This is a genomic window from Actinokineospora terrae (genome assembly GCF_900111175.1).
GTDB lineage: Bacteria > Actinomycetota > Actinomycetes > Mycobacteriales > Pseudonocardiaceae > Actinokineospora > Actinokineospora terrae.
In genome coordinates, this window is record NZ_FOGI01000007.1 from 419,129 (window position 1) to 444,306 (window position 25,178).

General features: G+C 71.4%; 26 protein-coding genes and 1 tRNA gene. 17 read left to right on the forward strand and 10 right to left on the reverse strand.

Features of this window, described 5'->3' with window-relative positions; translation table 11 throughout:
- Nucleotides 1-3 precede the first annotated feature (3 nt).
- From BMY07_RS18375 to BMY07_RS18385, 3 genes are read left to right on the forward strand one after another with little or no spacing between them, the layout of a single operon-like run.
- Nucleotides 4-1,038, forward strand: coding sequence for an ABC transporter ATP-binding protein (locus BMY07_RS18375; RefSeq protein WP_092779810.1), 1,035 nt, complete (start codon nucleotides 4-6; stop codon nucleotides 1,036-1,038).
- Complete coding sequence (locus tag BMY07_RS18380) at nucleotides 1,031-2,029, forward strand: ABC transporter ATP-binding protein (protein ID WP_092779812.1); 999 nt, start codon at nucleotides 1,031-1,033, stop codon at nucleotides 2,027-2,029. Before BMY07_RS18375 ends, BMY07_RS18380 begins: the two co-directional genes overlap by 8 nt.
- 20 nt (nucleotides 2,030-2,049) lie before the next feature.
- Nucleotides 2,050-3,804: a S8 family serine peptidase gene (locus BMY07_RS18385; RefSeq protein WP_092779814.1), complete on the forward strand. Its 1,755-nt coding sequence runs from the start codon at nucleotides 2,050-2,052 to the stop codon at nucleotides 3,802-3,804.
- Here BMY07_RS18385 and BMY07_RS18390 read toward each other — a convergent pair.
- From BMY07_RS18390 to BMY07_RS18415, 7 genes are all read right to left on the reverse strand, one after another.
- Complete coding sequence (locus BMY07_RS18390) at nucleotides 3,776-4,573, reverse strand: class I SAM-dependent methyltransferase (protein WP_092779816.1); 798 nt, start codon at nucleotides 4,571-4,573, stop codon at nucleotides 3,776-3,778. The two genes, BMY07_RS18385 and BMY07_RS18390, sit on opposite strands and share 29 nt — an antisense overlap.
- Complete coding sequence (locus tag BMY07_RS18395) at nucleotides 4,558-5,193, reverse strand: TfuA-like protein (RefSeq protein WP_092779818.1); 636 nt, start codon at nucleotides 5,191-5,193, stop codon at nucleotides 4,558-4,560. The genes BMY07_RS18390 and BMY07_RS18395 overlap by 16 nt, the downstream gene beginning before the upstream one ends.
- Entirely contained in the window at nucleotides 5,190-6,389 is a 1,200-nt protein-coding gene (locus BMY07_RS18400; RefSeq protein WP_092779820.1) for a YcaO-like family protein, read from the reverse strand. Before BMY07_RS18400 ends, BMY07_RS18395 begins: the two co-directional genes overlap by 4 nt.
- Before the next feature lie 17 nt (nucleotides 6,390-6,406).
- Complete coding sequence (locus BMY07_RS34405; RefSeq protein ID WP_177215630.1) at nucleotides 6,407-6,574, reverse strand: hypothetical protein; 168 nt, start codon at nucleotides 6,572-6,574, stop codon at nucleotides 6,407-6,409.
- Between the two features lie 307 nt (nucleotides 6,575-6,881).
- Nucleotides 6,882-7,097 (reverse strand): hypothetical protein, encoded by a 216-nt coding sequence (locus BMY07_RS18405; RefSeq protein ID WP_092779822.1) that lies wholly within the window; start codon nucleotides 7,095-7,097, stop codon nucleotides 6,882-6,884.
- 167 nt (nucleotides 7,098-7,264) lie between these two features.
- Nucleotides 7,265-8,440: a helix-turn-helix domain-containing protein gene (locus tag BMY07_RS18410; protein WP_092779824.1), complete on the reverse strand. Its 1,176-nt coding sequence runs from the start codon at nucleotides 8,438-8,440 to the stop codon at nucleotides 7,265-7,267.
- Nucleotides 8,441-8,551: 111 nt separating this feature from the next.
- Nucleotides 8,552-10,018 (reverse strand): S10 family peptidase, encoded by a 1,467-nt coding sequence (locus BMY07_RS18415; RefSeq protein ID WP_092779826.1) that lies wholly within the window; start codon nucleotides 10,016-10,018, stop codon nucleotides 8,552-8,554.
- A 59-nt stretch (nucleotides 10,019-10,077) separates the two neighbouring features.
- Here BMY07_RS18415 and BMY07_RS18420 point away from each other — a divergent pair, with 59 nt between their 5' ends.
- Together BMY07_RS18420 and BMY07_RS18425 are read left to right on the forward strand one after the other, a co-directional pair.
- The gene (locus tag BMY07_RS18420) at nucleotides 10,078-10,779 is read left to right on the forward strand and encodes a uracil-DNA glycosylase (protein WP_092780069.1); all 702 of its coding nucleotides are present in this window, start codon (nucleotides 10,078-10,080) and stop codon (nucleotides 10,777-10,779) included.
- 100 nt (nucleotides 10,780-10,879) lie between these two features.
- The gene (locus tag BMY07_RS18425; protein ID WP_143073536.1) at nucleotides 10,880-11,074 is read left to right on the forward strand and encodes a hypothetical protein; all 195 of its coding nucleotides are present in this window, start codon (nucleotides 10,880-10,882) and stop codon (nucleotides 11,072-11,074) included.
- 68 nt (nucleotides 11,075-11,142) lie between these two features.
- Here the strand turns inward: BMY07_RS18425 and BMY07_RS18430 are convergent, their stop codons facing one another.
- The gene (locus BMY07_RS18430) at nucleotides 11,143-11,988 is read right to left on the reverse strand and encodes a helix-turn-helix domain-containing protein (protein ID WP_092779830.1); all 846 of its coding nucleotides are present in this window, start codon (nucleotides 11,986-11,988) and stop codon (nucleotides 11,143-11,145) included.
- A gap of 374 nt (nucleotides 11,989-12,362) precedes the next feature.
- Between BMY07_RS18430 and BMY07_RS18435 the strand changes: the two genes are divergently transcribed.
- The 10 genes from BMY07_RS18435 to BMY07_RS18480 all read left to right on the forward strand — a co-directional run bounded on the left by BMY07_RS18435 (nucleotide 12,363) and on the right by BMY07_RS18480 (nucleotide 21,169).
- Nucleotides 12,363-12,536, forward strand: coding sequence for a DUF397 domain-containing protein (locus BMY07_RS18435; protein WP_121393783.1), 174 nt, complete (start codon nucleotides 12,363-12,365; stop codon nucleotides 12,534-12,536).
- Between the two features lie 143 nt (nucleotides 12,537-12,679).
- The gene (locus tag BMY07_RS18440) at nucleotides 12,680-13,351 is read left to right on the forward strand and encodes a DUF4129 domain-containing protein (RefSeq protein WP_092779832.1); all 672 of its coding nucleotides are present in this window, start codon (nucleotides 12,680-12,682) and stop codon (nucleotides 13,349-13,351) included.
- 76 nt (nucleotides 13,352-13,427) lie between these two features.
- Nucleotides 13,428-13,898, forward strand: a complete 471-nt coding sequence (locus BMY07_RS18445) for a hypothetical protein (RefSeq protein ID WP_092779834.1) — start codon at nucleotides 13,428-13,430, stop codon at nucleotides 13,896-13,898.
- Nucleotides 13,895-14,842 carry an AAA family ATPase gene (locus BMY07_RS18450; RefSeq protein ID WP_092779836.1) on the forward strand — a complete coding sequence of 316 codons (948 nt, stop codon included), beginning with the start codon at nucleotides 13,895-13,897 and terminating at the stop codon, nucleotides 14,840-14,842. The genes BMY07_RS18445 and BMY07_RS18450 overlap by 4 nt, the downstream gene beginning before the upstream one ends.
- Nucleotides 14,843-14,894: 52 nt before the next feature.
- Nucleotides 14,895-16,220 (forward strand): DUF58 domain-containing protein, encoded by a 1,326-nt coding sequence (locus tag BMY07_RS18455; protein ID WP_092779838.1) that lies wholly within the window; start codon nucleotides 14,895-14,897, stop codon nucleotides 16,218-16,220.
- Nucleotides 16,217-16,726, forward strand: coding sequence for a hypothetical protein (locus tag BMY07_RS18460; RefSeq protein WP_143073537.1), 510 nt, complete (start codon nucleotides 16,217-16,219; stop codon nucleotides 16,724-16,726). Before BMY07_RS18455 ends, BMY07_RS18460 begins: the two co-directional genes overlap by 4 nt.
- A gap of 102 nt (nucleotides 16,727-16,828) precedes the next feature.
- Complete coding sequence (locus tag BMY07_RS18465; RefSeq protein WP_092779842.1) at nucleotides 16,829-18,154, forward strand: NAD(P)/FAD-dependent oxidoreductase; 1,326 nt, start codon at nucleotides 16,829-16,831, stop codon at nucleotides 18,152-18,154.
- Between the two features lie 90 nt (nucleotides 18,155-18,244).
- Nucleotides 18,245-18,321: transfer RNA gene (locus BMY07_RS18470), tRNA-Leu, on the forward strand.
- 275 nt (nucleotides 18,322-18,596) lie between these two features.
- Entirely contained in the window at nucleotides 18,597-19,346 is a 750-nt protein-coding gene (locus BMY07_RS18475) for a MerR family transcriptional regulator (RefSeq protein WP_092779844.1), read from the forward strand.
- Nucleotides 19,347-19,414: 68 nt separating this feature from the next.
- The gene (locus BMY07_RS18480) at nucleotides 19,415-21,169 is read left to right on the forward strand and encodes an SDR family oxidoreductase (protein ID WP_092779847.1); all 1,755 of its coding nucleotides are present in this window, start codon (nucleotides 19,415-19,417) and stop codon (nucleotides 21,167-21,169) included.
- Nucleotides 21,170-21,172: 3 nt separating this feature from the next.
- On the opposite strand, the gene BMY07_RS18485 is transcribed toward BMY07_RS18480, so the two are convergent.
- The gene (locus tag BMY07_RS18485) at nucleotides 21,173-21,559 is read right to left on the reverse strand and encodes a hypothetical protein (RefSeq protein ID WP_092779849.1); all 387 of its coding nucleotides are present in this window, start codon (nucleotides 21,557-21,559) and stop codon (nucleotides 21,173-21,175) included.
- A gap of 74 nt (nucleotides 21,560-21,633) precedes the next feature.
- Nucleotides 21,634-22,443 (reverse strand): Bax inhibitor-1/YccA family protein, encoded by an 810-nt coding sequence (locus tag BMY07_RS18490; protein WP_092779851.1) that lies wholly within the window; start codon nucleotides 22,441-22,443, stop codon nucleotides 21,634-21,636.
- 417 nt (nucleotides 22,444-22,860) lie between these two features.
- Here BMY07_RS18490 and BMY07_RS18495 point away from each other — a divergent pair, with 417 nt between their 5' ends.
- Entirely contained in the window at nucleotides 22,861-24,333 is a 1,473-nt protein-coding gene (locus BMY07_RS18495) for a collagen binding domain-containing protein (protein ID WP_177215631.1), read from the forward strand.
- Between the two features lie 6 nt (nucleotides 24,334-24,339).
- Nucleotides 24,340-25,104: a class F sortase gene (locus tag BMY07_RS18500; protein ID WP_092779853.1), complete on the forward strand. Its 765-nt coding sequence runs from the start codon at nucleotides 24,340-24,342 to the stop codon at nucleotides 25,102-25,104.
- The last annotated feature ends 74 nt before the right edge of the window (nucleotides 25,105-25,178 follow it).

The following is a 25,178-nucleotide window of genomic DNA, read 5'->3' on the forward strand; positions in this document are numbered from 1 at the left end:
GCCATGACCACCACAAGGTCCGAAGTGGACTTCGAAGAGACAGCCCGGGTGCCGGGCGCCCCGCTGCTGGAGGTCGACGACCTGTTCGTCGAGTTCCGCACCCGCGACGGGGTGGCCAAGGTGCTCAACGGCGTCAGCTACCGGGTCGAGCCGGGCGAGACGCTCGCCGTGCTCGGCGAGTCCGGTTCCGGCAAGTCGGTGACGGCGCAGACGATCATGGGCATCCTGGACATGCCGCCCGGCGTCATCACCGGCGGCGAGATCCGGTTCCACGGCGAGAACCTGCTCAAGGCCTCGTCGAGGCGGCGGCGGGAGGTCCGTGGATCGGGCATCGCCATGATCTTCCAGGACGCGCTGTCGGCGCTCAACCCGGTTTTCACCGTCGGCTTCCAGATCGAGGAGCAGCTGCGGCTGCGCAAGGGCATGTCCCGCAAGGACGCCCGCAAGCGCGCGATCGAGCTGCTCGACCAGGTGAAGATCCCCAACTCCAAGGGCCGGGTGCGCCAGTACCCGCACGAGTTCTCCGGCGGCATGCGGCAGCGCGCGATGATCGCGATGTCGCTGGCGCTCGACCCGGAGATGCTCATCGCCGACGAGCCGACCACCGCGCTGGACGTCACCGTGCAGGCCCAGATCATGGACCTGCTCAAGGACATCCAGGTCGAGCGGAACATGGGCCTGATCCTGATCACCCACGACCTCGGCGTCGTCGCCGAGGTCGCCGACCGGATCGCGGTCATGTACGCCGGGCGCATCGTCGAGCAGTCGCACGCCCGCGACCTGTACCGCAAGCCGGGGCACCCCTACACCCAGGGCCTGCTCGACTCGCTGCCCCGGCTCGACCTCAAGGGCACCGAGCTGCGGACCATCAAGGGGTTGCCGCCCAGCCTGCTCAACATCCCGCAGGGCTGTCCGTTCAACCCGAGGTGCCCGCGCGTGCAGGACATCTGCAAGACCGAGGTCCCGCCGCAGCACCGCCTCGCCCCGGGTCGGCTCAGCGCCTGCCACTTCGCCGAGGAGCTGATCAGCGGTGACTGACAACATCATCGAGGTCCGCGACCTGGTCAAGCACTTCCCGGTGCGGGTCGGCGTGCTGTTCAAGCGCACCGTCGGGTACGTCCGCGCGGTCGACGGGGTCTCCTTCGACCTCAAGCGCGGCGAGACCCTCGGCGTCGTCGGCGAGTCCGGCTGCGGCAAGTCGACCCTGGCCCAGGTGCTGATGCGGCTGGAACCGGCGACCAGCGGCACGGCCACCTTCGAGGGCCGCGACATCCTGAAGATGAAGGGCGGCGAGCTGCGCAAGCTGCGCCGCGACATCCAGATCGTGCTGCAGGACCCGTACACCTCGCTCAACCCGAGGATGACCGTCGGCGACATCATCGGCGAGCCGTTCGAGATCCACCCCGAGGTGGCGCCGAAGGGCTCGCGGGCGAAGAAGGTGCGCGAGCTGCTGGACGTGGTCGGGCTCAACCCCGAGCACATCAACCGCTACCCGCACCAGTTCTCCGGCGGCCAGCGCCAGCGCATCGGCATCGCCCGCGCGCTCGCGCTGCGGCCCAAGGTGATCGTCTGCGACGAGCCGGTGTCCGCGCTGGACGTGTCCATCCAGGCCCAGGTGATGAACCTGCTGGGTGACCTGCAGACCGAGTTCGGGCTGTCGTACGTGTTCATCGCCCACGACCTGTCGGTGGTGCGCCACCTCTCCGACCGGGTCGCGGTGATGTACCTGGGCAAGATGGTCGAGGTCGGGACCGAGGAAGAGATCTACGAGCACCCCACCCACCCGTACACCCAGGCGCTGCTCTCGGCGGTGCCGGTGCCGGACCCGGAACTGCGCAACCAGCGGCAGGTGATCCGGCTGGAGGGCGACGTCCCCAGCCCGGTCGACCCGCCGTCGGGCTGCCGGTTCCGCACCCGGTGCTGGAAGGCGCAGGACATCTGCGCGACGGCGGAGCCGGAACTGGTGACCCGCGTCGCCAACCACCCCAGCGCCTGCCACTTCGCCGAGGAGAAGTCGATCGTTCCCTGAGTCGGGGGCCGTTCTCAGGGATGGTTTCACGAGGAGGAGTTCGCGTGAATCGTCGCAAACTGGTCGGTGCCGCGCTCGCGGTACCGCTGGTGGTGACCCTGGCGGGGTTGGTCGCGCCCAGCGCGGCCAACGCCCAGCAGGCGTTGTCCGGCAAGACCGTCGAGTTCAACGTGCTCGCCGCGGACGGCGCGTCCGTCGAGTCGGCGGAGGCCGCGGTGCGCGCGGCAGGCGGCACCGTCGTGACCAGCAACAAGGCAGCCGGTCTGATCACCGCCACCGCCCCCGAGAACGGCTTCACCGCCCGCCTCGCAGGCAGCAGGGCGGTCGACACCGCCGCCCGCTCGAAGTCGATCGGCCAGTCGCCGCGCGGTGACAAGGCGGCCAAGACCAAGGCCGTCGAGCAGGAGGGCCGCTCGGCCAAGGCGGGCAAGAAGAAGTCCCCGAAGGCGACCACGGCGGGTCTCGACCCGCTCGACTCGCTGGCGTGGGGTCTCACCGCGGTCCGCTCGGACCTGGCCCGCACCAAGCAGGCCGGGGACAAGCGGGTCAAGGTCGGCATCCTGGACACGGGTGTGGACGCCTCGCACCCGGACGTCGCGCCCAACTTCGACCGGGCCCTGTCGCGCAACTTCACCCGCGACATCCCGTTCGACGAGAACGGCGAGGTCGTCGACGGCCCCTGTGAGTACCGGGGCTGCGTCGACCCCGCGGACGTCGACAACGGCGGGCACGGCACGCACGTCGCGGGCACCATCGCCGCGGCGGCGGACGGCTTCGGCATCTCCGGTGTCGCGCCGGGCGTGTCCATCGTCAACATCCGCGGCGGCCAGGACTCCGGCTACTTCTTCCTGCAGCCGGTCGTCGACGCGATGACCTACGCGGGCGACGCGGGGATCGACGTGGTCAACATGTCGTTCTACGTGGACCCCTGGCTCTACAACTGCGCCAACAACCCGGCCGACAGCCCGGAGCAGCGCGCCGAGCAGCGGCTGATCGTCCGGTCCATCAACCGGGCGATGGAGTACGCGCACCGCAAGGGCGTCAGCCAGATCGTGTCGCTGGGCAACGGGCACATGGACCTGGGCAACCCGTTGCCCGACTCCAGCAGCCCGGACTACCCGGCAGGCACGGCGTACCCGCGCACGATCGACAACGCGACCTGCTTCTCGCTGCCGATCGAGGGCCCGCACGCGATCGGTGTCAGCGCGTACGGCCCGTCGCAGGCCAAGGCCGACTACTCCAACTACGGCACCGAGCGCATCTCGGTGTCGGCCCCCGGCGGCTACTTCCGGGACGGCCTCGGCACGGACTGGTACCGCACCAACGAGAACCTCATCCTCTCGACCTACCCCCGCAACGTCGCGCTGACCGAGGGGGCGATCGACGAGGCCGGGAACATCACCCCGGACGGTGAGGCGCTCGGTGTCCAGAAGGCCTGCAAGGCCGACGGGACCTGCGGCTACTACCAGTACCTCCAGGGCACCTCGATGGCATCGCCGCACGCTTCCGGTGTGGCGGCGCTGATCGTGTCCCAGTACGGCGACTACACCCGCACCGGCGTGTCGCTGTCCCCGGACAAGGTCAAGCGGGTCCTGGAGGGCACCGCCGCCGAGATCGCCTGCCCGACCCCGCGGACGGTGGACTACACCCCCATCGGCCGCCCGGCGGAGTTCAACGCGACCTGCACCGGCACCCCGTCGTTCAACAGCTTCTACGGGCACGGCTCCGTGGACGCCTGGAACGCGGTCACCAACGGTCGCAAGTTCCTGAAGTAGCACTGTTCTGACAGGCCCCCTCGGTCCGCCGAGGGGGCCTGTTCCCTTCCCGGCGCCGGTACGCGCGCAGGACACCGCGGAAGCCGTACAGGTTGACGTGGAACGGGCTGTGCCCCAGCAGGTCCCAGCGCTCCAGTGCGGTGAAGAAGGCGTGGCCCGCGCAGACATCCGGGTTCAGCTCGCCGATGTAGATGACCGTGTCGCCCCGGTAGTGGCGGAGCGCCGTGTCGGCCATGCCGTTGGCGGGTGGCCAGCACAGCAGCAGCGCGCGGTCGGGGTGGTCGGCGGCGACCTCGGCTGGTCCGCTGTGGACGGTGGCGTACGGCTCGACGTCGTCCAGCCAGGCCCGGCTGCCGGTGCCGAGGTCGTAGGCGAGGGTGTCGACGCCGAGCTGGTGCAGCTGCCACGACCAGTAGCCCAGGCCCGCGCCCAGGTCCAGCACCGGGCGTCCGCCGAGCCGCTCCGCCAGCCAGGCGAGGTCTCCCGGGCTGGGGACCGCCCAGGCGATCTGCTTCTGCGGGACCCACCAGCCGAACGGGCCGTGCGGCGGGGGCAGGACCTCGACCAGCACGCCCGAACCCTCGACCGGCAGGGACCGTTCGTGCACCGGCACCGTGCTCGCCAGGTCCCAGTACGGGTTCACTGTGGACTGGTGGGTTCCGGGCAGCGTGCGCACCGGGGCGCCGGACAGCGAGGTCATGCCCGGGCGGTTCCAGTGGTCCCGTGCCCGGGCGAGCAGGTGCGCCGCGCCGGTCAGCCGAGTCGCCACGGTTGCTCGGTGGTGAACCGGACGAGGTCCTTGCTCTTGAGGCGGTGGTCGTCGAACGGGGGGAGCGCGGCGGGCGGGAGGTCGGCCAGGTCTTGCAGCGCGGCGCGGAGGGCCTGGTGGGTTCTCTCGGCGTACCAACGGTTCTTGAGGTGCTCGATGACCTTGTCCGCGGCGGCGGGCGACACCAGGCCGCGCTCGCGCAGTGCGCCCACGAACGAGCGGATGTGGATCATCGGCTCCGAGAGCGGCCGGTGCGGTGCCTCGGCGGCGTGCAGGAGAGCGACCTCGTCGTCGGCGAAGTCCGGGTCGTCGGCGTAGCGCTGGTAGACCGCGCCGAAACCGCGCATCCCGAGGTGGCGCATCTCGGCGGCGCGGATGGCGCCCATCGAGGACAGGCCCCAGACCTGCCACCCCTCGGCGATAGCCGTGCGCAGTTCGACGTGCCCCACGGCGGGGAAGCTGTGGAAGGTGCCGTCGACCACGATCAGGACTCCCGGCTCGGTGCCGAGCAGCGCGGCTACGTCACCACGGCGCACGGGACCGCGGACCTCGACATCGGCGGGGAAGACCGTACCGCTCAGGCCGAAAGCGGTCGGCCCTACGAAGGCGACGCTCTTCACGCGGCGCGAACCCTGGCCGCGAGTCGCGGTCCTACTCGCTTGAGACCGGGCTCGAAGGACTCCATGCCGGGCACGATCACCCGGACAACGGCGAGTGGTAAGTCTGGTGTGGACAGTGTGACTCGGTAGGCGCGCTCGATTCCGGCGCTTGAGAGGGCTTTCCGTAGTTCGCTCAGTGCCGAGTCGATGCTGTCCACGGGTGTTCCTGCCGGGATCTCGGAGTAGCGCACGGATCCGGTGGTGTCGGTGACCTGGGCGCGCAGTTCACGGGTCGCGAGCCGCTCCCGGTCACTGCCGCCCGCGCCCGGCTCGGCGAAGTAGTTCACCCGGTCCATGAGGTCGTCACGCCCACCGTGGATGCCGGTCAGCCGGGACTGCGCCGCCTCGCACAAACCGCGCACTGCGGCGATGTCGCGCAGCAGGTGCAGGCCGGCGCCCTGGGCGATGGCGATCGGCTGGTCGTCGTCCGGTTCCAGGATGGACGCCCGGAAGTAGGGCAGCCCGAACTCGGTGGGCGTGTACCGCAGCACGGCCCGCAGCCCGGCGTCCTCGACCTTCGCGACCACCTCGGCGACCTCCGGCGGCACGGTGTCCACCTCGACCAACCGCGACCGGTCCCCGAAGTGGCTGAGCGCGGAGACGTCGCGCTCGATCACCTCGGCCAGCCCGTGCACGGTCGCCTCGGCCACCGAGTTGCCCGAGGCCAGCCCGGTCGTGCTGCTGCCGAACACCCGCTGCCCCTGGTTCTCCCGGTACGGGGCGAACACCAACTCGGCGGGCAGCGCGACCAGGGTCCCGTCGGCGATGTCCTCGGCCATCACGCACATCAGCGGCCCATCCGGGTCGACCGGACGGCCCAGCAGCGGGCACAGGTCCACGAACTCGAACCCCTGCCCCCCAACCTCCCGAGGCGTCGACTCGAACACGCTGGGGGACTGCGGACCGCACTCGGCCAGGGCGTACTCGATCGCCTCCATGTAGGCGCCCACCTGGGCCTCCCGCACCCGAACGCCCTTACCCGCGTTCACGCACAACGACCCCACACCCGCCGAAGGCCGGATGCTCGCGAACACCGGGATCCCCAGGTAGTCCAACCAGGTCGTGTCCGTGACCCGGGTGACCCCCAACCCAGCCGCCACCCGCCTCGCCCGCGCCAACGTCTCATCCAACGCCACAACCCGCACACTCGACGTCATGCGGTACACCGCTCAACTCACCCCTCGCCGCCCGAGGCCGTCGCCGCGGTCTCCTCGTGGAAGCACATGCTCATGTGCGCCACGAACCCCGCCCGGTGCACCCCTTCGTCCTCCAGCATCCCCCAGAACAACTCCGTGGTGTCCTCGTCCAGCACGTACCCGGACTCCTGCTGAGAACCGCTCATCTCACGCCCCCATTCGCCGCAACACCAACACACCCGACCCTACGCACGCCCGAAACCGCCCCGCAACCAACCGAACCGGCAGAACAACACCCCGAGATCTCCTTGTGGGATGCTGCGCGATCATGGAGAGGCCGGGGCAGGAGCAAGTCGACGGTCGTAGGTCCCATCAAGGCGGTTGTGGACTACCTTCGCGATGATGGGTGGACTGCTCTGGAGGCCAACGGCCTGATCCGGTGTCCACTGTGGATGACAGCGGGCCCCGTCGAGTCGGTCTCGGCGAGGCCCGCTGCCCTGTGGTGGAGCGGGGTTATTCCATCGTCAGCACGAACCTCGGTCGGTTGAGGCGGATCTGTCGTGCTGTTTCCTCCAGGGCGTCGGCCAGGGCGTCGGCTTGTTCGGGAGAGGCCCAGCCGATGATGAGACCGGAGGCGTAGTCACGCAGCCGCGTGGGTAGCGTGTCCAGTTTGGCGGCGAGCAGGACGATCGCCCGTGCTGTGTCGACCTGCTCCGGGGTCGCCGTCACACCGTGCCGCCCAGCCGTGCTGCGGACCCGATCTCCCCGACCACACCCATCACCTCCTCCACCGCGGTCAACGCTAGGAGACGGCCGGGAACGGGCTTTGCCACAGTGGCAATGTCCCCCGATCGGCGGAGGCGCGGACACCGCGAACCCATGAGCGGTAACGCATGTCAGGACAGCAGACCGGCCCGATAGGCCAGGCCGCGCAGTTCGCGGCCGATGGCGTCGTCGCGGGCGCGGGCCAGCAGCTCGGAGAGCACCGAGTGCATGAACGGGTGCCGGTGGACCCGGGCCGGGGAGATGCGCTCGGCGCGGCGCAGCATCAGCACCGCCTCGTCGCGGCGGTTGGGCATCCGCGCCAGGGCCCGGCCGTACTCGCGCCAGTACGCGGACTTGCGGGTCGGGGACGGCAGGGCGTTCGGGTCGACCGTGCTCGCGATCCGGACCGCCTCGGCGTGCTCGCCCGCTTCCAGCGCGACCGTCATCCGCCACACGCCGACGTTGGACGGGCCGAAGCCGAACCACAGGGCGTTGCCCTCGCCCGCGTACCTGGCCAGGTTGTCGGCGTGGTCGAGCGCCGCTGCCCGTTCGCTCTGCTCGCCCTTCGCCGCCGCGACCAGCGACCTGGTGAGCGTCAACATGCCCGCCATCTGCAGCTCGGTGTTGCCCGCCGTGCCCGGGTGCGTGTCGTGCAGGACCCGCTCGGCCAGGTCGAACCCACCGGCACCGATCAGGCCGAACGCGGTGCCGAACCCGCTGACCGCCAGGTACGCGGGCTCCCCGAGCTGCTGCGCGGCGTCGGCGGCCAGGGTCGAGGCCTGCCAGCCGAGGTCCTGGCTGGCGCCGATGTCACCCAACCAGGCCTGCGTGCCCTGCACGTGGGTGACGACGAGCAGCCGCAGGACCTCCCGTTGGTCGCGACCTGCCGCCAATGTGGTGTGCAGGTCGTCGATGAGGTCCGGCAACCGGGCGCCGACGAGCGCGTAGTCGCACTGCCGCTGCTGCTCCAGCAGGTGCTCGGCCCGGTCGGTCAGCTCGTCGACCCCGCAGACCCGCCCGCGCCGCGCGTGCATGGCCGCGGCGAACAGGGCGAGCCGGACCGCGCCGAGCGAGCGGTCCTCCTCGGCCTCGCCGGGCAGCGCGAGGGCGACGTTGGTGATCTCGGTGGGCGCGACGTCCAGCGCCCGGGCCAACGCCATGATCAGCGACCGGCGGTCCAGCGCCCGGTGCCCGGACTCCAGCCTGCTCAGGTACGACGGCGAGATGCCCGCCAGCCCGGCAACGACCGCAAGCGACTTGCCCCGCGCGTTGCGGATCTGCCGCAGGCGTCGCCCGATATCGCTCACGCTTGACCCCTTCGCCGAAGGGAGGCTCAGCTGAGACCGCCCCCGACCGGACCGGTCGGGGGCCACACGCCGCTCAGCGTACGGGCTCGGGGTCCGCGTGGTAACCGCTTATCAGCTAACGGTTTTCCCGATGAACGCGGCGATGTCCTTCGACTGGCGCAACCGGGACGGCTCGTGCACGTACATCATGTGCCCGGCCTCGTAGTAGCAAACCTCGATGTTGGCCCGCAGCTCGTCGGGGATGTCGAGCTGTGCCAAGGAGTGTTCGGTGGCGAAGTACGGGGTCGCGCCGTCGGTGTACCCGGATGCGACGTGCACCCGCAGGTGCGGGTTGGCGCGCATCGCCGCCGCGAGCCGGTCGGTGACCGTGACGTGCGCGTTCTCGAACTCCTTGAACGACCAGGATCGATTCACCTCGATGCTGAGCACCTCGTAGGGCAAGTCGTTGGGGTACGCCAGTTCCGAGTGCAGGTAGTGGTTCATACCAGCGGTGTAGGCGCCCATGATGGCCGAGCCTGCCGGGTCGTCGCTGAACCGTTCACGACCGTAGTCGCTGTCCCACCCGGTGAACCTGCCGTCGAGCCGCCCGACCGTTTGCTTGCGGTGGCGCAATAGTTCGGTGAAGAAGCGAATGTGCTCGACCCGCAGGTTGACCCGCTCGACGTAGTCGGGGTCGAGGCCGCTCAGCCGCGCGAGGGTGGCCACCGCGGCCGCCCGGTCCTCAGTGGACAGCCGGGAGCCCTGGGCGAGCGCGTACGGGTAGTCGCGCGCGGCGAAGGCCTCCGCCTCGTCGAGCACCTCGCGCAGCGGCCGGTCGCCGTGCAGGCCGTGGTGGTGCGCGATCGCGGCGTAGCTCGGCAGGAACAGCGCGTACGGGACGTCGTTGCCGGTGGTGAAGTCCAGTGTGGCGAAGTCGAGCACCGAGGAGATCAGGATCAACCCGTTGAGGTACATCCCGCGCCTGGTCTGCAGGTGGTGCGCCAGCCCGGCCGCGCGCGTGGTCCCGTACGACTCGCCTGCCAGGAACTTCGGCGACACCCAGCGCCCGTTGCGGGTCGTCCACAGCCGGATGACCTCGCCCACCGACTCGATGTCGCCCTCGAAGCCGTGGAACTCGCCCGCCTTCTCGCCCTTGACCGCCCGCGAGTACCCGGTGGACACCGGATCGATGAAGACGAGGTCGCTGTGCGCCAGCAGGGTCTCGGTGTTGTCCACCAGGCCGTAGGGCGGCGCGGCCAGCTCGCCCGCGTCGCCGCTGACCACCCGGCGCGGGCCGAACAGGCCCAGGTGCAGCCAGATGCTGGCCGAGCCGGGGCCGCCGTTGAAGGCGAAGGTCACCGGCCTGCGCGCCGGGTCGGCCCCGTCGAGGGTGTACGCGGTGAGGAAGACCTCGGCCTTGGGCTGGTGCCCCTCGAACTTGCCGTCGGTGGTCACCTCCTTGCGCAGCACGACCCGGCCGGTGGTCGCGGTGTAGTTGAGCTTGCGCCTGCGGACGGTGAGCGAGTGGGAGGTGCTGACGAGGTCGTCGGTCGGCTCGACGGCGGGCTTCGGCTCGTCGGCTGCGTCGGTGGGTGCCATGTCACCGACCCTAGTGGCGCCTGCGCGGCGGGGGCGGTGACGTGGTGTGATTGCTGGTCGTGAGCACCATCGCCGAGCTGGACGGCCGCGTCGTCGGGTGCCGGGCGTGTCCCCGCCTGGTCGCCTGGCGCGAAGAGGTCGCCGCCACCAAGCGCGCCGCGTTCCGCGACCAGGACTACTGGGGGCGACCGGTGCCCGGCTTCGGCCCGCCGGACGCCTCGGTGGCCGTCGTCGGCCTCGCCCCTGCCGCGCACGGCGCCAACCGCACCGGCCGCATGTTCACCGGCGACCGCTCCGGCGATGTCCTCTACGCCGCCATGCACGCCGTGGGCCTGGCGTCGCAGCCCACCGCCAGCCACGTCGGCGACGGCCTGGAACTGCGCGGGGTGCGGATCACCGCGCCGGTGAAGTGCGCCCCACCGGCCAACAAACCGACCCCGGCCGAACGCGACGCGTGCAGGCACTGGCTGGTCGAGGAGTTCGCCCTGCTGCGCCCCAGGCTGCGCGCGGTCGTCGTCCTCGGCGCCTTCGGTTGGCAGGCCCTGCTTCCGGTGCTGACCGCGATGTGGTCGGTCCCGACGCCGCGCCCCCGCTTCGGCCACGGCGTCGAGCACCACCTCGCCGCGGTCGACGGCGGCCCGCCGCTGACCCTGTTCGGCTGCTACCACGTCAGCCAGCAGAACACCTTCACCGGCCGCCTCACCCAGGCCATGGTCGAGGACGTCCTGCGCCGCGCCGCCCGGGTCCGCCCGGGCGAGTGATGTGGGCTGAATGGTGGCGTTGACAGCCGCCGTTAAGATCGGGGAAGCGCCACCGCCGCGCCGGGGGAGGGATTTGTCCCAGGCGGGTGAGGTAACCACGGTGACTGTGCTGCTGGGTGTGCTGGTGTCATGGGGGTTCGTATTCCTGTCGCTGCGCTTGCTGGTGCGCGGACCGGTGCGGGAGATCAGGGTGCGTGTTCGGCTGTTGCCGGTGCCCGTGCTCGACGTCGTGGTCACCGCGGCCGCGGTGAATGGCGATTCCGGGAAAACGGGAAGGGCTATTCCGCGGCGGTGACGCTCGGTGTCGGTCGTGGGCGGTGGCGGTCCCATGTGGGCCGCCACCGGGCGGTCGAGTTGGGACTGTCAGCTTTCGACAAGGTGCCGCAACAGGGTGGTGGTGTCGGCCTCGGACAGGGCTAACTGCTCGATCGCGAGGAACCGTTCCCAGGCGGCGGTGACGACCTCGCTGTCGCCGGTGGCGAGGTAGTCCTTACCGACCGACTCCTCGAACAGGACGGTGTCGCCGATCTCGTCGTCCAGTTCCAGCAACATGAACCCACCACCCATTCCCGGGTGCGCGCCCGCGGTGAACGGGACGACGCGCAGGGTCGTGCAGTCCTCCGCCGACCGCGCGAGCAGGTGCCGCAGCTGGGCGCGCAGCACCTCGGGGCCGCCGACGGTCCGGCGCACCGCGGCCTCGTCGACCAGCGCGACCATCTTCGGCCGGTCGCTCTCGAACCGGTACTGCCGCTGGAGCCTGCACTCCACCGCGAGGTCCAGCTCCACGCCGGAGTAGTGGCTGCCGAGCACGGCCCGCGCGTAGTCGGCGGTCTGCAGGTGCCCCGGCACCAGCACGGGGTGGAACTGGTGGACCGCGGCGGTGGAGCCCTCGTAGGCGAGCAGGCGCCGGAACGGCTCGCTGGTGACCGCGTCGTAGCGGGCGTACCAGGGCTGCTCGCGGCTCTCCTTGGCCACCTCGACCAGGTCCGCGACCACCTCCGGGTCGTGCATCCCGTACTCGGCGAGCAACGCGCGCAGATCGGTGGTGGAGACGCCCACCGCGGCCTTCTCTATGCGAATCAGTTTCGACACCGACCAGTCCATGGTGGTGGCGACCTCGGGTTGGGTCTTGCCCGCCTGCTCGCGGAATGTCCGCAGGAGTCGGCCGAGCTGGCGCTTGGAGAAGCGGGGGTCCCGTTGTCTTGGCATGGTGCGACTCCGAGGGGGACGATCGGCTACGGGGCGTCATACTATAGAGCGAGTGTCACCCGGCAGAGTGCTACTTGGCTGTCCGCCACCGCGCTCCCTGTTCGGGCGCGTTTCGCAAGGTAGCACGCGCGGACCTGGTTTCGCTGCCCTTTCGCGAAGCCCGCGACCGCGACATCGGCCACCCCGTGGGACTCACCCCTACCCCGGTTATGGTTACTCTCGGTCGAACTTCTGGTCAGTGGTGACCGGAGCCCCGTGCCCTGCGTTCGGTGCAGAGGTGCTACCCGTGCAGGGGATTCACGGGTCCCCGACAATCGCGGAATAATGCCCGGGTATTGCGCGCCCCGACGGGGGCCGAACTCGGAGGGGCATTGATGAACGCGGTGTTGCCGGAATGGCGAAAGAGTTCCTACAGCGAAAGCGATAATTGCGTCGAACTCGCCAGGTGGTCCGGCGGGAATTCGGTCCGTGATTCGAAGAATCCGGCGCGGAAATTGGAGGTGTCGCGCCGCTCGGTGCGCAGGCTGCTGGCCTTCGTGCGCGCCTAGGTGCGGTGCGCGGGAGCCCGATCCGGGCGCCGCGCCGCTCGTACCCGGGTGCGGCCGGGCAGGCGGGCGGCGCGCGCCGGACTCGCGGGTCGGCGGCCCGCGGCCCTGGTCCGCGGGGGCGCCGGTGGGGCAAGCTGGCGCCCATGTCCCCGCGCCTGGCCCCGCCGCTGGTCGCGATCGCGCTGCTGCTGCTCGCGGTCGCCGCTGCCCGCGGCAGCTCGGCGATCCCGGCGGGCCCGGGGGCCGCGGCGCCCACCGACCCCGACCCGGCCACCGCCCCGGCGGCCACCGCCGCGACCGACCCGAACCCGGTGCTCGACCTCATCAGCGGCATCAGCACCGCCCTGCTGCTGCTCGCGGTGGCGACGATGCTGGTCGTCGGGCTGGTGGGCCTGGCGGCGAACCTGGTCGGCCGCCGCACCCGCCGCGCGCTGCCCGAGCTCGACTGGTCACTCGGCCGGGTCGACGGGGAGGGCGTGTCCGCCGTGCCCCACCTGGCGGCCGCCGCGCGCTCGGCCCGCATGGACCTCACCGGTCCCGCCGCCGGTGACCCGGCCAACGCCGTCATCGCCGCCTGGTTGACCCTGGAGCGCGGCGCCGCGCAGCTCGGCACCCCGCGCGCGGCCCACGAGACACCCACCGAGTTCGCCGAGCACATCCTGACGACACACACCGTCGACCCCCAGGCCCTCGGCATCCTGCGCCGCACGTACCACCGGGCCCGGTTCAGCCCGGCCGCCGTGATCACCCCGCAGGACGTCGACACCGCGGCCGATGCCCTCGCCCGCATCGAGCGCTCCCTGGTGGACCGGTGACGGCCGTGATCACCCCGCAGGACGTCGACACCGCGGCTGACGCCCTGGCCCGCATCAAGCATTCCCTGGTGGACCGGTGACGACGGCGAAGGAGGTCGTGCTCGGGCTGCTCGCCGGTGCGCTGGTCGTCGTGGTCGCCGCTTGGCCCGGCGGTATCCCGTTGTTCTGGGCGATCGCCATCGCGATCCCGGTCACCGCGGTCACCGCGGTCGCCGTTCGCGTGTCCGGTCCGCTCGAACCGGTGTGGACCGCCGTCCCGGACGAAACGGCCTCCAGCACCCACCCGCAGCCCGCCACCCTCGCCGCCCGGCTGGCCGAGGCCGCCGACGACCAGCACCGCTTCCGCACCAGGATCCAGCCCCGGCTCCGCGACGTCGTCCTCCGGGCGCTCGGGGAGTTCGATGTGGACTCACCTGCGGTGCGGGCCAGGATCGGGCCGGAGCTGCACCACCTGATCACGTCGCCGGGTGCCGTGCTACCGACGCCGGAGCGGCTTGGCGCCTTGCTCGAACCCGTGGTGATTGAGTCTCTTGTGGAGGGACGATGACCGTCAGCGAGTCGGCCGAGGCGATCACCAAGGCGGTGGGGGAGGTGGTCGTCGGCAGCGAGCGGGCGCTGCGGTTGACGCTCGCCGCTGTGCTGGCGGGCGGGCACGTCCTGCTGGAGGACGTGCCGGGATTGGGAAAGACTTTGCTGGCGCGGAGTCTGGCCGGGGCGATCGGGCTGCGGTTCACGCGGTTGCAGTGCACGCCGGACCTGCAACCCGCCGACGTCACCGGGTCGTTCGTGTTCGACCCCGCCGAACGGGACTTCACCTTCCGACCGGGGCCCGTCTTCACCGGGCTGCTGCTGGCCGACGAGATCAACCGGACGCCGCCCAAGACGCAGTCGGCGTTGCTGGAAGCCATGCAGGAACGGCAAGTCACCGTCGAGGGCCGCACCTTCCCGCTGCCGCGCCCGTTCCACGTCCTCGCCACCGCGAACCCCGTGGAGTACGAGGGCACCTACCCGCTCCCGGAAGCCCAACTCGACCGCTTCCTGCTCCGCGTCGACATCGGCTACCCGCCCGCCGACGACGAGGTGGAGGTCCTCCGCCGCCGCCTGGCCCGCCGCCGCGAGGAAACCACCGTCACCCCGGTGGTCGACGCGGACGAACTCGCCACCCTCCAATCCGCCGTGGAACAGGTCGACGTCGACCCGGACATCCTCCGCTACTGCGTGGACCTGGCCCGAGCCACCAGAACCCACCCCAACGTCGAAGTCGGCGCCTCCCCCCGCGGCTCCCAGGCCCTCCTCCTCGTATCCCGAGCCCTGGCCCTCATCGACGGCCGCGACTACGTCCTCCCCGAAGACGTCAAGTCCTGCGCCACCCCCGCCCTCGCCCACCGCCTCACCCTCCGCCCGGAAACCTGGAGCACCGGCACAACCACCACCGAGATCATCACCGAACTCCTCCACACAGTCCCCGGCCCCGCGAGCACCCGCCCATGACCCGGGACCGGCGGAACACGGTCGCCTCGCCGGATCGCGCAGGTGGTCACGCGTGAGTCGGGTGCGGGTGTTCTTGACCGCGCGGCAGGTGGCCGGGCGGGCGGGGTGGCGGGGGACGGACGCGTTGTTCCGGGGGGCTGTGGGTGGGCTCGGGCTGGTCGGGGTCGGGGTGGTGTTGCACCGGGTTGATCTCGTGGTCATCGGGGTGCCGTTGCTGCTGGCCACGGTCGCGGCGCTTGCGGTGCCGGTGGGTGGGGTGCCGGTGCCGCGGATCGCACCGTTGCCGCGCAGTGTCGAGGCGGGGGACGGGGCGCGGGCGGTGATCACGGTCGACGCGGGGCCGGGGGTGGAGTTCGTCGCCATTCGGTTGCCCACGCCCGGGAACGCGTCGCTGGGGCCGGTGCAGCTGCTGCCGGGTGGCGCGCGGACGGTGCGTGCCGCGGTGCGGTGGAACGCCTGGGGTGAGGGGGTCGACCTGCGGCCGGACCACCTCGCCGCGGGGCGGGACGCGCTGCTGATCAGTGGGCCGGTGGTCGGGGTGGAGACCAGGCGGACGGTGTTGCCGCCGGTCGTGCCGCTCGGTCCGGGGCCGCTGCCGCCGAGGGTGTCCGGGCTGGTCGGGGCGCACCGGTCGCGGCGGGCGGGGGACGGGGTCGAGCTGCGGGCCGTGCGGCCGTTCCACCCGGGCGACCGGCTGCGTAGGATCGACTGGCGGGTGACCCTGCGCGCGGGTGCCGCGACCGGGGACCCGCTGGCCGTCCCGCACGTCCGCGAGCAGCACGCCGAGGTCGACGCGGACCTGGTGCTGGTGCTCGACTCCCTGGCCGACGTCACCGCCGAGCTCGCCGACTGGTCCACCTCGGCGCCCGGCGTGCAGGTGCGCCCGGGCGGCAGCCTGGACACCGCCGTCCGCGCCGCCGCCTCCCTCGCCGCCGGGTACCTGCGCCAGGGCGACCGCGTCGGACTGATCGACCTGGGTCACCCGCAGCTGTCCCTGCCACCCGGTATCGGCCTGCGCCAACTCACCCGCCTGCGCCACCAGCTCGTCGCCTGCTCCCGCGCCTCGGGCCGGGCGTCGCGCCCCGTGCTCCTCCCCAGGCAGATCCCCCCGGGCGCGGTGGTCGTCTTCCTCTCCCCGTTCCTCGACGACGCCACCGCCACCGCGGCCACCACCGCCGCCCGCCACCACCTGGTGATCGCCGTCGACACCCTCCCGACCCCGCTGGTGGCCGACCCCGACACCCCCTGGGGAGAGGTCGTCCGCCAGATCCTCACCGCCGAACACCACGCCCGCCGCACAGCCCTGCGCGCCAACGGCGTAGCCGTCGTCACCACCCCCGAGGCGGTCCCCGCCATCCTCCGCCGAGTCCGCCCATGACCAGCATGGATGTAGGCCGTGGTTGGTCCGCGTGGTGGTTGCGCGGTGCCGCTGGTCTAGCCGCGGCCGGGATGCTCTTGGACCTAGGCCTCAGCGGTGTGTCCACTGTCATGCTCGCCATCGCCGCGCTCTTAGCACTCGCCAGCGTCCTGCTCCCCGCTTCACCAGCTCCTCTAGTCCTCATCTGCTGCGCAGCCCTAAGCGTCGCCCTCACTGGCGACGACCCTCTTAGACCCGCCGTCCTAGTCCTGATTCCGCTGGTCCACGCCCTGCACCTCACCTGCGCCCTAGCCGGTCTCCTCCCTAGAGGCGCCCGCTTTGACCCCGCCGCCCTACGCCCGACCCTGCGCCGGGCAGCCGGGGTACAGGCAGTCGCGCTCGGGTTGGCGGGAGTCGCGGCTGTGCTGCCCGCCACGCGTACACCCGAACCGGTGGAGTTGATCGCGTTACTGTCGATCGCCGGTCTCGCACTGCTCGTGATCACCGCTCGTCGCGGCGGCCGGTAGCCCGGCGACGGGCGTCACACCAGCGCAAACGCGCCAGCGACCGGGGTCACACCAACACAGGGGCGCCTCGCGGTGACCCCACACCAGTGCCACGATGGGGACATGGCGCATGGAAAGTCGGAGCCCACCCGGATCCTGATCCTCGGTGGCGGCTACGTCGGGCTCTACACCGCGCTCGGCCTGCAGCGCAAGCTGCGCTCCGGCGAGGCGTCGGTCACCGTCGTCGACCCGCAGCCGCACATGACCTACCAGCCGTTCCTGCCCGAGGCCGCCGCGGGCGCGATCGAGCCCCGGCACGTGGTCGTGCCGCTGCGCCGCGCGCTCAAGCGCTGCCACGTGATCACCGCGCGCGCCCGGTCGATCGAGCACGCCCGCAAGGTCGTCACCATCGAGGCGCCCGACGGCCACACCGAGGAGCTGGGCTACGACGTGCTGGTCGTGGCGCTCGGCTCGGTGGCCCGGTTGCTGCCCATCCCCGGCCTGGTCGAGCACGGCATCTCGTTCAAGACCATCGGCGAGGCGATCTACCTGCGCAACCACGTGATGAGCAAGCTCGACGAGGCCGACAGCACGCTGGACCCCGAGCTGCGCAAGCGGTTGCTCACCTTCACCTTCGTCGGCGGCGGCTTCGCGGGCATCGAGGCGCTCGGCGAGCTGGAGGACATGGCCCGCTTCGCCACCCAGTACTACAAGAACATCAGCCCGGAGGACCTGCGCTTCGTCATGGTCGAGGCGGCCGGTCGGGTGCTGCCCGAGGTGCGCGAGAGCCTGGGCGTCTACACGGTGATGCAGCTGGAGAAGCGCGGCATCGAGGTGTACCTGTCCACGCTGGCCAAGTCGTTCGAGAACGGGCACGTGGTGCTCTCCGACGGCACCGAGTTCGACAGCGACACCATCGTGTGGACCGCCGGGGTCAAGTCCAACCCGGTGCTGGCCGCCTCGGACCTGCCGCTGACCAAGCAGGGCCGCCTGCGCGCCACCGCCGCCATGCGCGTCGAGGGCCTGTCCGACGCGTGGACCGCCGGTGACTGCGCCGCGGTCCCCGACCTGTCGCGCACCGAGGACGACCCCACCGCGATCTGCGCGCCCAACGCCCAGAACGCGGTGCGCCAGGCCAGGCTGCTGGCCCGGAACATCGTCACCGCGCTGCGCGGTGCCGAGCCGAAGGACTACTTCCACAAGAACATCGGCTCGGTCGCCAGCCTCGGCCTGCACAAGGGCGTCGGCGACGTGTTCAACATCAAGGCCAAGGGCTTCCTCGCCTGGGCCATGCACCGCGCCTACCACGTCAAGGCGATGCCGACCTTCAACCGCAAGGTCCGCATCACGCTGGACTGGTTAACTGGCGGTCTGTTCCGGCGTGAGGTGATCTCGATGGGCCAGATCAACGACCCCAAGGCGGAGTTCGCCAGGGTCTCCAAGGGCTGAGGGGCAAACGGCCCAACTCCGGTTGGGCCACCCGGCCGGAGTTGTCACAAACCCGTCCCCAGCCCGCCTGTCGCACCTTAGGCTGCCGCTGCCCCCGTAGCCCAACAGGCAGAGGCAGCCCCCTTAAAAGGGGTCGAGTGCCGGTTCGAATCCGGTCGGGGGCACCAAAGCAGGACAGCAGTCCGCTAGGGACGTCCATTCGGCGATCGTCCACTGGACCACAGTCGCGGTGGTGATTCACCGGTGCGCGCACGGTCCCGCTGTCCGTCCACACAGGCACGGCACCCGAGATGTGTCCGGGTGCCGTGCGCCGCTGTCCGCTGTCTGGGCGCCGCGCCCCGGTGGGGATGTCCCGCGCCCGGCCGCTGTTGGGACTTTTCGCACCCGGGCCGGATCGAGTGTCCACTGTGGATCTCCCGGTGGGCGCGCTAGGCTCGGCCGGGTGGCGGAGTACCGGATCGACGACCTGGCGCGGGCGGCGGGCACGTCCGTGCGCAACGTGCGGGTCTACCAGGACCGGGAGCTGCTGCCGCCGCCCGCCCGGCGCGGGCGCACCGCCGTCTACTCCGACGCGCACCTGGCCCGGTTGCGGCTGATCCTCAACATGCTCGACCGCGGCTACGCCTTCGCCCAGATCAAGGAGATGCTGGACGCCTGGCAGGCCGGGCACAGCCTCGCTGACGTGCTCGGACTGGAGGCGGCCGCGGGCGCGGCGTCGTCGCACGAGCAGCCGACCGCGGTGTCCATGGCGCAGCTGGTGCGCATGTTCGGCACCCAGGTGACCCCGACGACCCTCCGCACCGCCCTGGAGCTGGGCGTGCTGCAGCGGCGTGGCGCGCAGCTCGTCGCACCGAGCATGAAGCTGCTGGAAGCGGGCCACGAGCTGGTCAGGCTGAACGTGCCGCTGGCGGACGCGTTGGCGTTGGCCGCGGAGCTGCAGGCCGAGACGGACAGGGTCACCGCGCTGCTGGTCGGCCTGGTCCGCCGGTACGTGCTCGACCCCAAGGGGCCGGACTGGCTGCCCAGCGGCGACGAGCTGCCGCACTTCGCCGACGTCATCTCCCGCCTGCACCCGCTGGTGATGTCGGCGGTGGGCGCCGCCGTCGACCGGTCGGCGAGCCGGGTCATCCCCGAGGTCATGGGCGACCGGTTGATCGCGCTGGCGGAGCGGGCCAGGGGCCGCGCGGAATGACACCCTTGCAGCGTGACAATGGCGATTGTAACGTTCGCCATTGTCAAGAACCCGGGTGAGGAGCCGCCATGGTCAGCGAACCGCGCCACCTGCCCTCCACCGGGCCCCGCCGCCGCACCGTGCGCAACGACGACGTCGACCTGGCCGTCTTCAGCGAGGGCGACCCGGCGTCCCCCACGATCCTGCTGGTGCACGGCTTCCCCGACACGCACCGCCTGTGGGACGGCCTGGCCGAACGCCTGGTGGGCGACTACCACGTCGTCCGCTACGACGTGCGCGGCGCAGGCGAGTCGACCGCCCCGCGCAAGACCGCCGCGTACCGGACCGAGCTGCTGGCCGAGGACCTGTTCGCCGTCGCCGACGCGGTCAGCCCAAACCGCCCGGTGCACGTCGTCGCGCACGACTGGGGCTCCATCCAGGCCTGGGCCGCGGTCACCGCGCCGCGCGCCAAGACCAGGATCGCGTCGTTCACCTCGGTCTCCGGCCCCCACCTCGACCACATCAGCGCGTGGACGCGCCGCAGGCTCACCCACCCCACTCCGACCAACCTGGCGCAGGTCGCCACCCAGTTCGCGCACTCCTGGTACATCGCAGCCTTCCACATCCCGGTCCTGCCCGCCCTCGCCTGGCGCACCGTGATCGGCCCCCGCTGGGGTGGCATCCTGCGCCGGGTCGAGGGCGTCGACTCGACCCCCGCGCCGACCATCGGCACCGACGCGGCCAACGGCGTGCGGCTCTACCGCGCGAACATGCTCACCAGCGCGTCCAAGCCGGCGCCCGGCCCGGCCGAGGTGCCCGTCCAGGTCGTGCTCCCCTCGCGGGACCGGTTCGTCACCGCGGCACTCGCCGAGGACCTGGAGCGCTGGGTGCCGCGACTGTGGCGGCGCCGGATCGTGGCCGGGCACTGGGTTCCGCTGTCACACCCGGACGCCTTGGCCCGCATGGTCGAGGACTTCGTGGAACACGTCTCCGGCGCCCCGATGACGCGCAGCCTGCAACGCGCCCGCGCGGGCCGTGCGGAGGGTTTCACCAACCGGCTCGTGGTGGTGACAGGTGCGGGCAAGGGCATCGGTAGGGCTACCGCGCATGCGTTTGCGGCTAGAGGAGCCGAAATTGTGGTCGCCGACGTCGACATCGAGGCCGCGCGTCGCACTGCCGCGGAGATCGGACCGGCCGCTTACCCGTACCTGGTCGATGTGTCTGACGCCGACGCCGTGCGCGCGTTCGCCGAGGACATCACCGACCAGCACGGCACCCCCGACATCGTGGTCAACAACGCCGGGATCGGCATGGCAGGCCCGTTCCTGGCCACCACCGCGCGCGACTGGCAGCGGATCACGGACGTCAACCTGCTCGGTGTCGTCAACGGCTGCCGCGAGTTCGGCGCGCTGATGGCCGAGGCAGGGGAGGGCGGCCACATCGTCAACATCTCTTCCGCTGCCGCGTACACCCCTAGCCGCTCCCTCTCCGCTTACGCGGCAAGCAAAGCAGCGGTGTTAGCGCTATCCGACTGCGTTCGCGCTGAGTTCGTCGACCACGGCATCGGTGTCACGGCAGTGTGTCCCGGCGTTGTGGCTACCGACATCACGAACACGACCACGTTCACCGGCGCCGACGACCTGGAACAGCAGCGGATGCGGCAGAAGGCGACAAAGGCTTACGCACGCCGCGGTTTCACCCCGGACCGCGTCGCCGAGGAGATCGTCCGCGCCGTCGAACACGGGACCCCGGTGGTCGCCGTTACCCCGGAGGCCAAGCTGGCCCGCCTCGGGTCCCGCTTCTTCCCGGCCCTGATGCGCCGCGCCGCGCGGCTGATCGGCTGACCCTCAGACCCGGCCCGGCCGCAGGATCCCCGCCGCCAGCACCAGCAGGCTGCCGAACAGCGCGTTCCAGGCCCCCACCTGGAGATCCCCCAGGTCGACCACCTCACGCGCTCGCACCACCCACACGACCATCGTCGCAGCCAGGATGATCCCGCCCAGTTGCAGGATCCCCTTGGCGCGGAACATCCCCACCACCGCGAGCAACACCCCGATGGCCAGCGGCAGGGTCAACGACCCCAACACCGGCGCGCTCTCCCTGGTGACCCCGCTGAACAGGTCCGAGAGCGGCAACGTGTGGCCCGCCCGGTCCTCGTACCACGCCCGGAACGCGCCGAAGGCGACCACGGCCACCCCGACCAGGCACATCAGCCACGACATCAGTGCGCGCACGAGATCGACTCTAAGGCCAAACAACAGGGGCGCCCAACCGGCCGGTTGGGCGCCCCTGTTGTGCCAGCGGGTGATCAGTCGCTGCTCTGCAGCATGTAGAGCAGGCGCAGGATCTCCAGGTACAGCCAGACCAGGGTGGTCATCAGGCCGAAGGCGACGTACCAGGCGAACTTCGACGGGGTGCCGGAGCGGATCATCTGGTCGGCCATGTCGAAGTCGAGCAGGAAGTTGAACGCGGCGATGCCGATGAACAGCAGGCTGATGCCGATGCCCAGCGGTCCGGCGTCGCGGATGCCCATGTTCACGCCGAACATCGACAGCACCAGGTTGACCAGCATCAGACCGGCGGCGCCGACGGTGGCCCCGATGATCCACTTGGTCAGCTTCGGGGTGACCTTGACCGCGCCGGTCTTGTAGACCACCAGCATCGTGATGAACACCAGCGCCGTGCCCAGGATGGCCTGGAACGCGATACCGGGCACGAACATCTCGAAGACGCCGGTGATGGCACCGAGGAACAGGCCCTCGGCCGCCGAGTAGGTCAGCACGAGCGCGGGGCTCGGGGTCTTCTTGAAGATGATGACGAGCGAGATGACCAGGCCGACGAGGGCGCCGATGATCATCGGCGGGTACGGGCTGAGGTCCTTGCCGAGCACGAGCACCGCGGTGATGACGCCCACCACGACGGCGACGCCGAGGGTGACCGCGGTCTTGGTGACCACGTCGTCGACGGTCATCGGGCGGTCGCCGGTGCCCGCTGGCGCGCTGGGGCTGCCGTACCCGGGCGGGTAGCCCTGGTCCTGGTAGCCCTGGGCCTGGGGCTGGAAGCCCGCGTAACCGCCCTGCGGCAGGTTGCGGAACGCGGGGTTGCTGGTAGAACGCACCTGATCCTCCTGGGCCTGGATGGCGCCTGCTGACGGTCAACGATCGACCCGGCCGACCGGTTCCCGCTGGGTAAAACCCACTTTACCCACATTCGGCGCAACGCAGGGCAGGCACCGCCGATTCCCGCACGGCACACCGAGCGTGACCGTCCGGGCGCACACTACGCCGTCCGATACCCCGGTTGCCGCTCGACCTCGGTGTCGACCTGCGGGAACGCCGCAGGGTAACCATGATCAACTCCACTGGGTTGGCGGATTGCCCGGTGCCCCGCCCACCCAGCAGGCTCGCACGGAGGTGCGCTCCCCGGTCCCCATCCGTGTTCCCCCCGCGGCGGGCCGCACCGCCAGAGCAGTTCCCCGCACTTCAAGCGCCGACGGCCGTGCGCTGCCCCGGCGCGGCAAGGAGCCGACCGAACCATGCGGCGATCCACACTCGGTGCCCGGCTGACCTCTGCGGTGGCGACGGTGGCCACCCTGTCGGCGGCGTTACTCGTCGTCGGCGCCTCACCGGCCGCCGCCGACTACCAGAAGGGCCTCGGTGTCGGGGTGGCCCCCCAGCCGTACCGGGGCGCGCCACCCTCCTCGACGGAGGACTGGCTCGGGTCCTACGTCGTCGGCGGCAAGCAGGTCTGGTGCGTCAAGTTCGCCTTCAAGGAGCCCGACACCAACGAGGTCTACCAGCCGGGTGACGTGCTCAAGACCAAGTACGGCGACGCCCTGTCCCCGGCGCAGGCCGCGGACATCTCCTACCTGCTGCTGCGCTACGCCGACACCAAGGACGGCAACGAGGCAGCCGCCCTGGCGCACCTGCTGCACCAGTGGACCGCGGCGCCGCGCAGCCCAGCCGACCTGGACGCGGCGGCCAACGGGTTCCGCACCATCGCCTACGACATCGCCTTCCACGACCGCGAGCTCCAGCAGAAGTTCCCGGCCGTGCCGCCCGTGGTCGCCAGGCTCAGGGCCGACGCCACCGCCAACCACGGCCCGTGGACCCCGCTGCTGACCAAGCCCACCAAGCCGCAGGTCATCGGCACCGCCGACACCTGGACCGTCGAGGTGCGCGGTGCCGGTGGCAGCGGCGTCGGCAAGGTCCCGGTCAAGGTCGTGCTGACCGACGCCACCTCCGGCGGCAAGACCGAGCTGACCGCGACCACCAAGGACAACGGCGGCCCCATCGCGCTGGAGGTCGTGCCGACCGGGCCGAAGCCATCGGTGTCGATCTCCCTGCTCGCCCCCGCCGACCAGCCGGTCGTGCAGCACACCGTCAAGGACGGCACCCAGAGCGTCGTGTCCACCGGCGGCGAGAAGGAGCTCAAGGCGGCCGCCGACACCACCGCCGTCACCGCTCCCGGCGCCGTCGCGGTGGCCAAGCTCGACGAGAAGACCGGGCAGGGCATCGCCTCGGTGTCGTTGAAGGTCACCGGCGCCGACAAGACCACCCCGGCCGTCGCCCAGGACGGCAAACCCCTCGTCGGCGCGGACGGCAAGCCGCTGGTCGTGGTGACCGGTGCGGACGGCAAGGCCGCGGTTCCGAACCTGCGCACCCCGCAGGAGGTCTGCGTCACCGAGGTCGCCGCGCCGCCGGGCTACGAGCAGTCCTTCGACCCGGCCAAGCCGCCGTCAGCGTGCGGCAAGCTCGAACCGGGCAAGACGCTGGAACTGCGGCTGGTCAACAAGCCCAACGTGCCGACCGTCCCGCAGACCATCCCCGCGGGCGACGGCCCGACCAACGCCGCCGCCATCCTCGACGACGGCGGCCCGTCCGTCGGCCTGCTCGTGGCCCTCGGCGCGCTGCTGCTGTTCGCCGGTGGCGCGGGTACCGCCCTGTGGCGCAAGGGCCGCGGTCCGATCGTGGTCGGGCGCCGCATGCGCAAGGACTGGGGGCACTGACCGGGCATGGCTCGCCGTAGCTCGACGCTCGCCCCACCCGCCGTCGCGGGTGGGGCGGGCGTGCTCGTGCTCCTGGTCTGCGGGCTGACCTTCGCCTCGCCGACACCGGTGCAGGGCCTCCCGCTGCCCGCTCAGCCGGGCCTGCAGCTCACCGCCATCCGCAAGGCCGCCGCCGACAGCGACGCCGCCCTGGCCGGGATGCGGTCGCAGATCAAGCCGAAACCCGCCGAACCGACCACGAGCGCGCCCGCCCAACCGCCCCCGCCGACCGCCACCCAGCCACCCACCCAGGCCCAGCCCGCCCCGCCCGCGCCGCCGCGCCAGGCCGCCGGGCAGCGCCCCGGCACGCTCCGCCTCGCCAAGGGCGGCACCGCGACCCTGGTGCGCAAGGAACTGGGCCCGGACGCCACGCTGCCGGTCCCGAGCGGGGTCAGGGAGGCCACCTGGTGGGGCGCCGGTCTCGACGCCCCGGCAGGCGCCTCGGTGTTCGCCGGGCACGTCAACTGGAAGGGCGCCACCGGGCCGTTCGCCGAGCTGTGGAGCTCCCGGGTCGGCGATTCCGTCTCGGTCGTCGACGACAAGGGCACCCAGTGGCGCTACCGGGTGACCCAGGTGGAGACGGTCGGCAAGCACGACCTGCCCGCCAGGGCCGAGGAGTTCTTCGGGCAGACCGGACCGCACCGGGTCGTCCTGGTCACCTGCGGCGGCCAGTGGGTCGGCGGGGCGGACGGGTACGAGTCCAACCGGGTGGTCATCGCCGTCCCCGCCTGAGGCGCCCGCGGGCCCACGTCCGGGGGACACCCGGTGGCAACGCGCCACCGGCACGCGCGTCCTTTCTCAAGGGA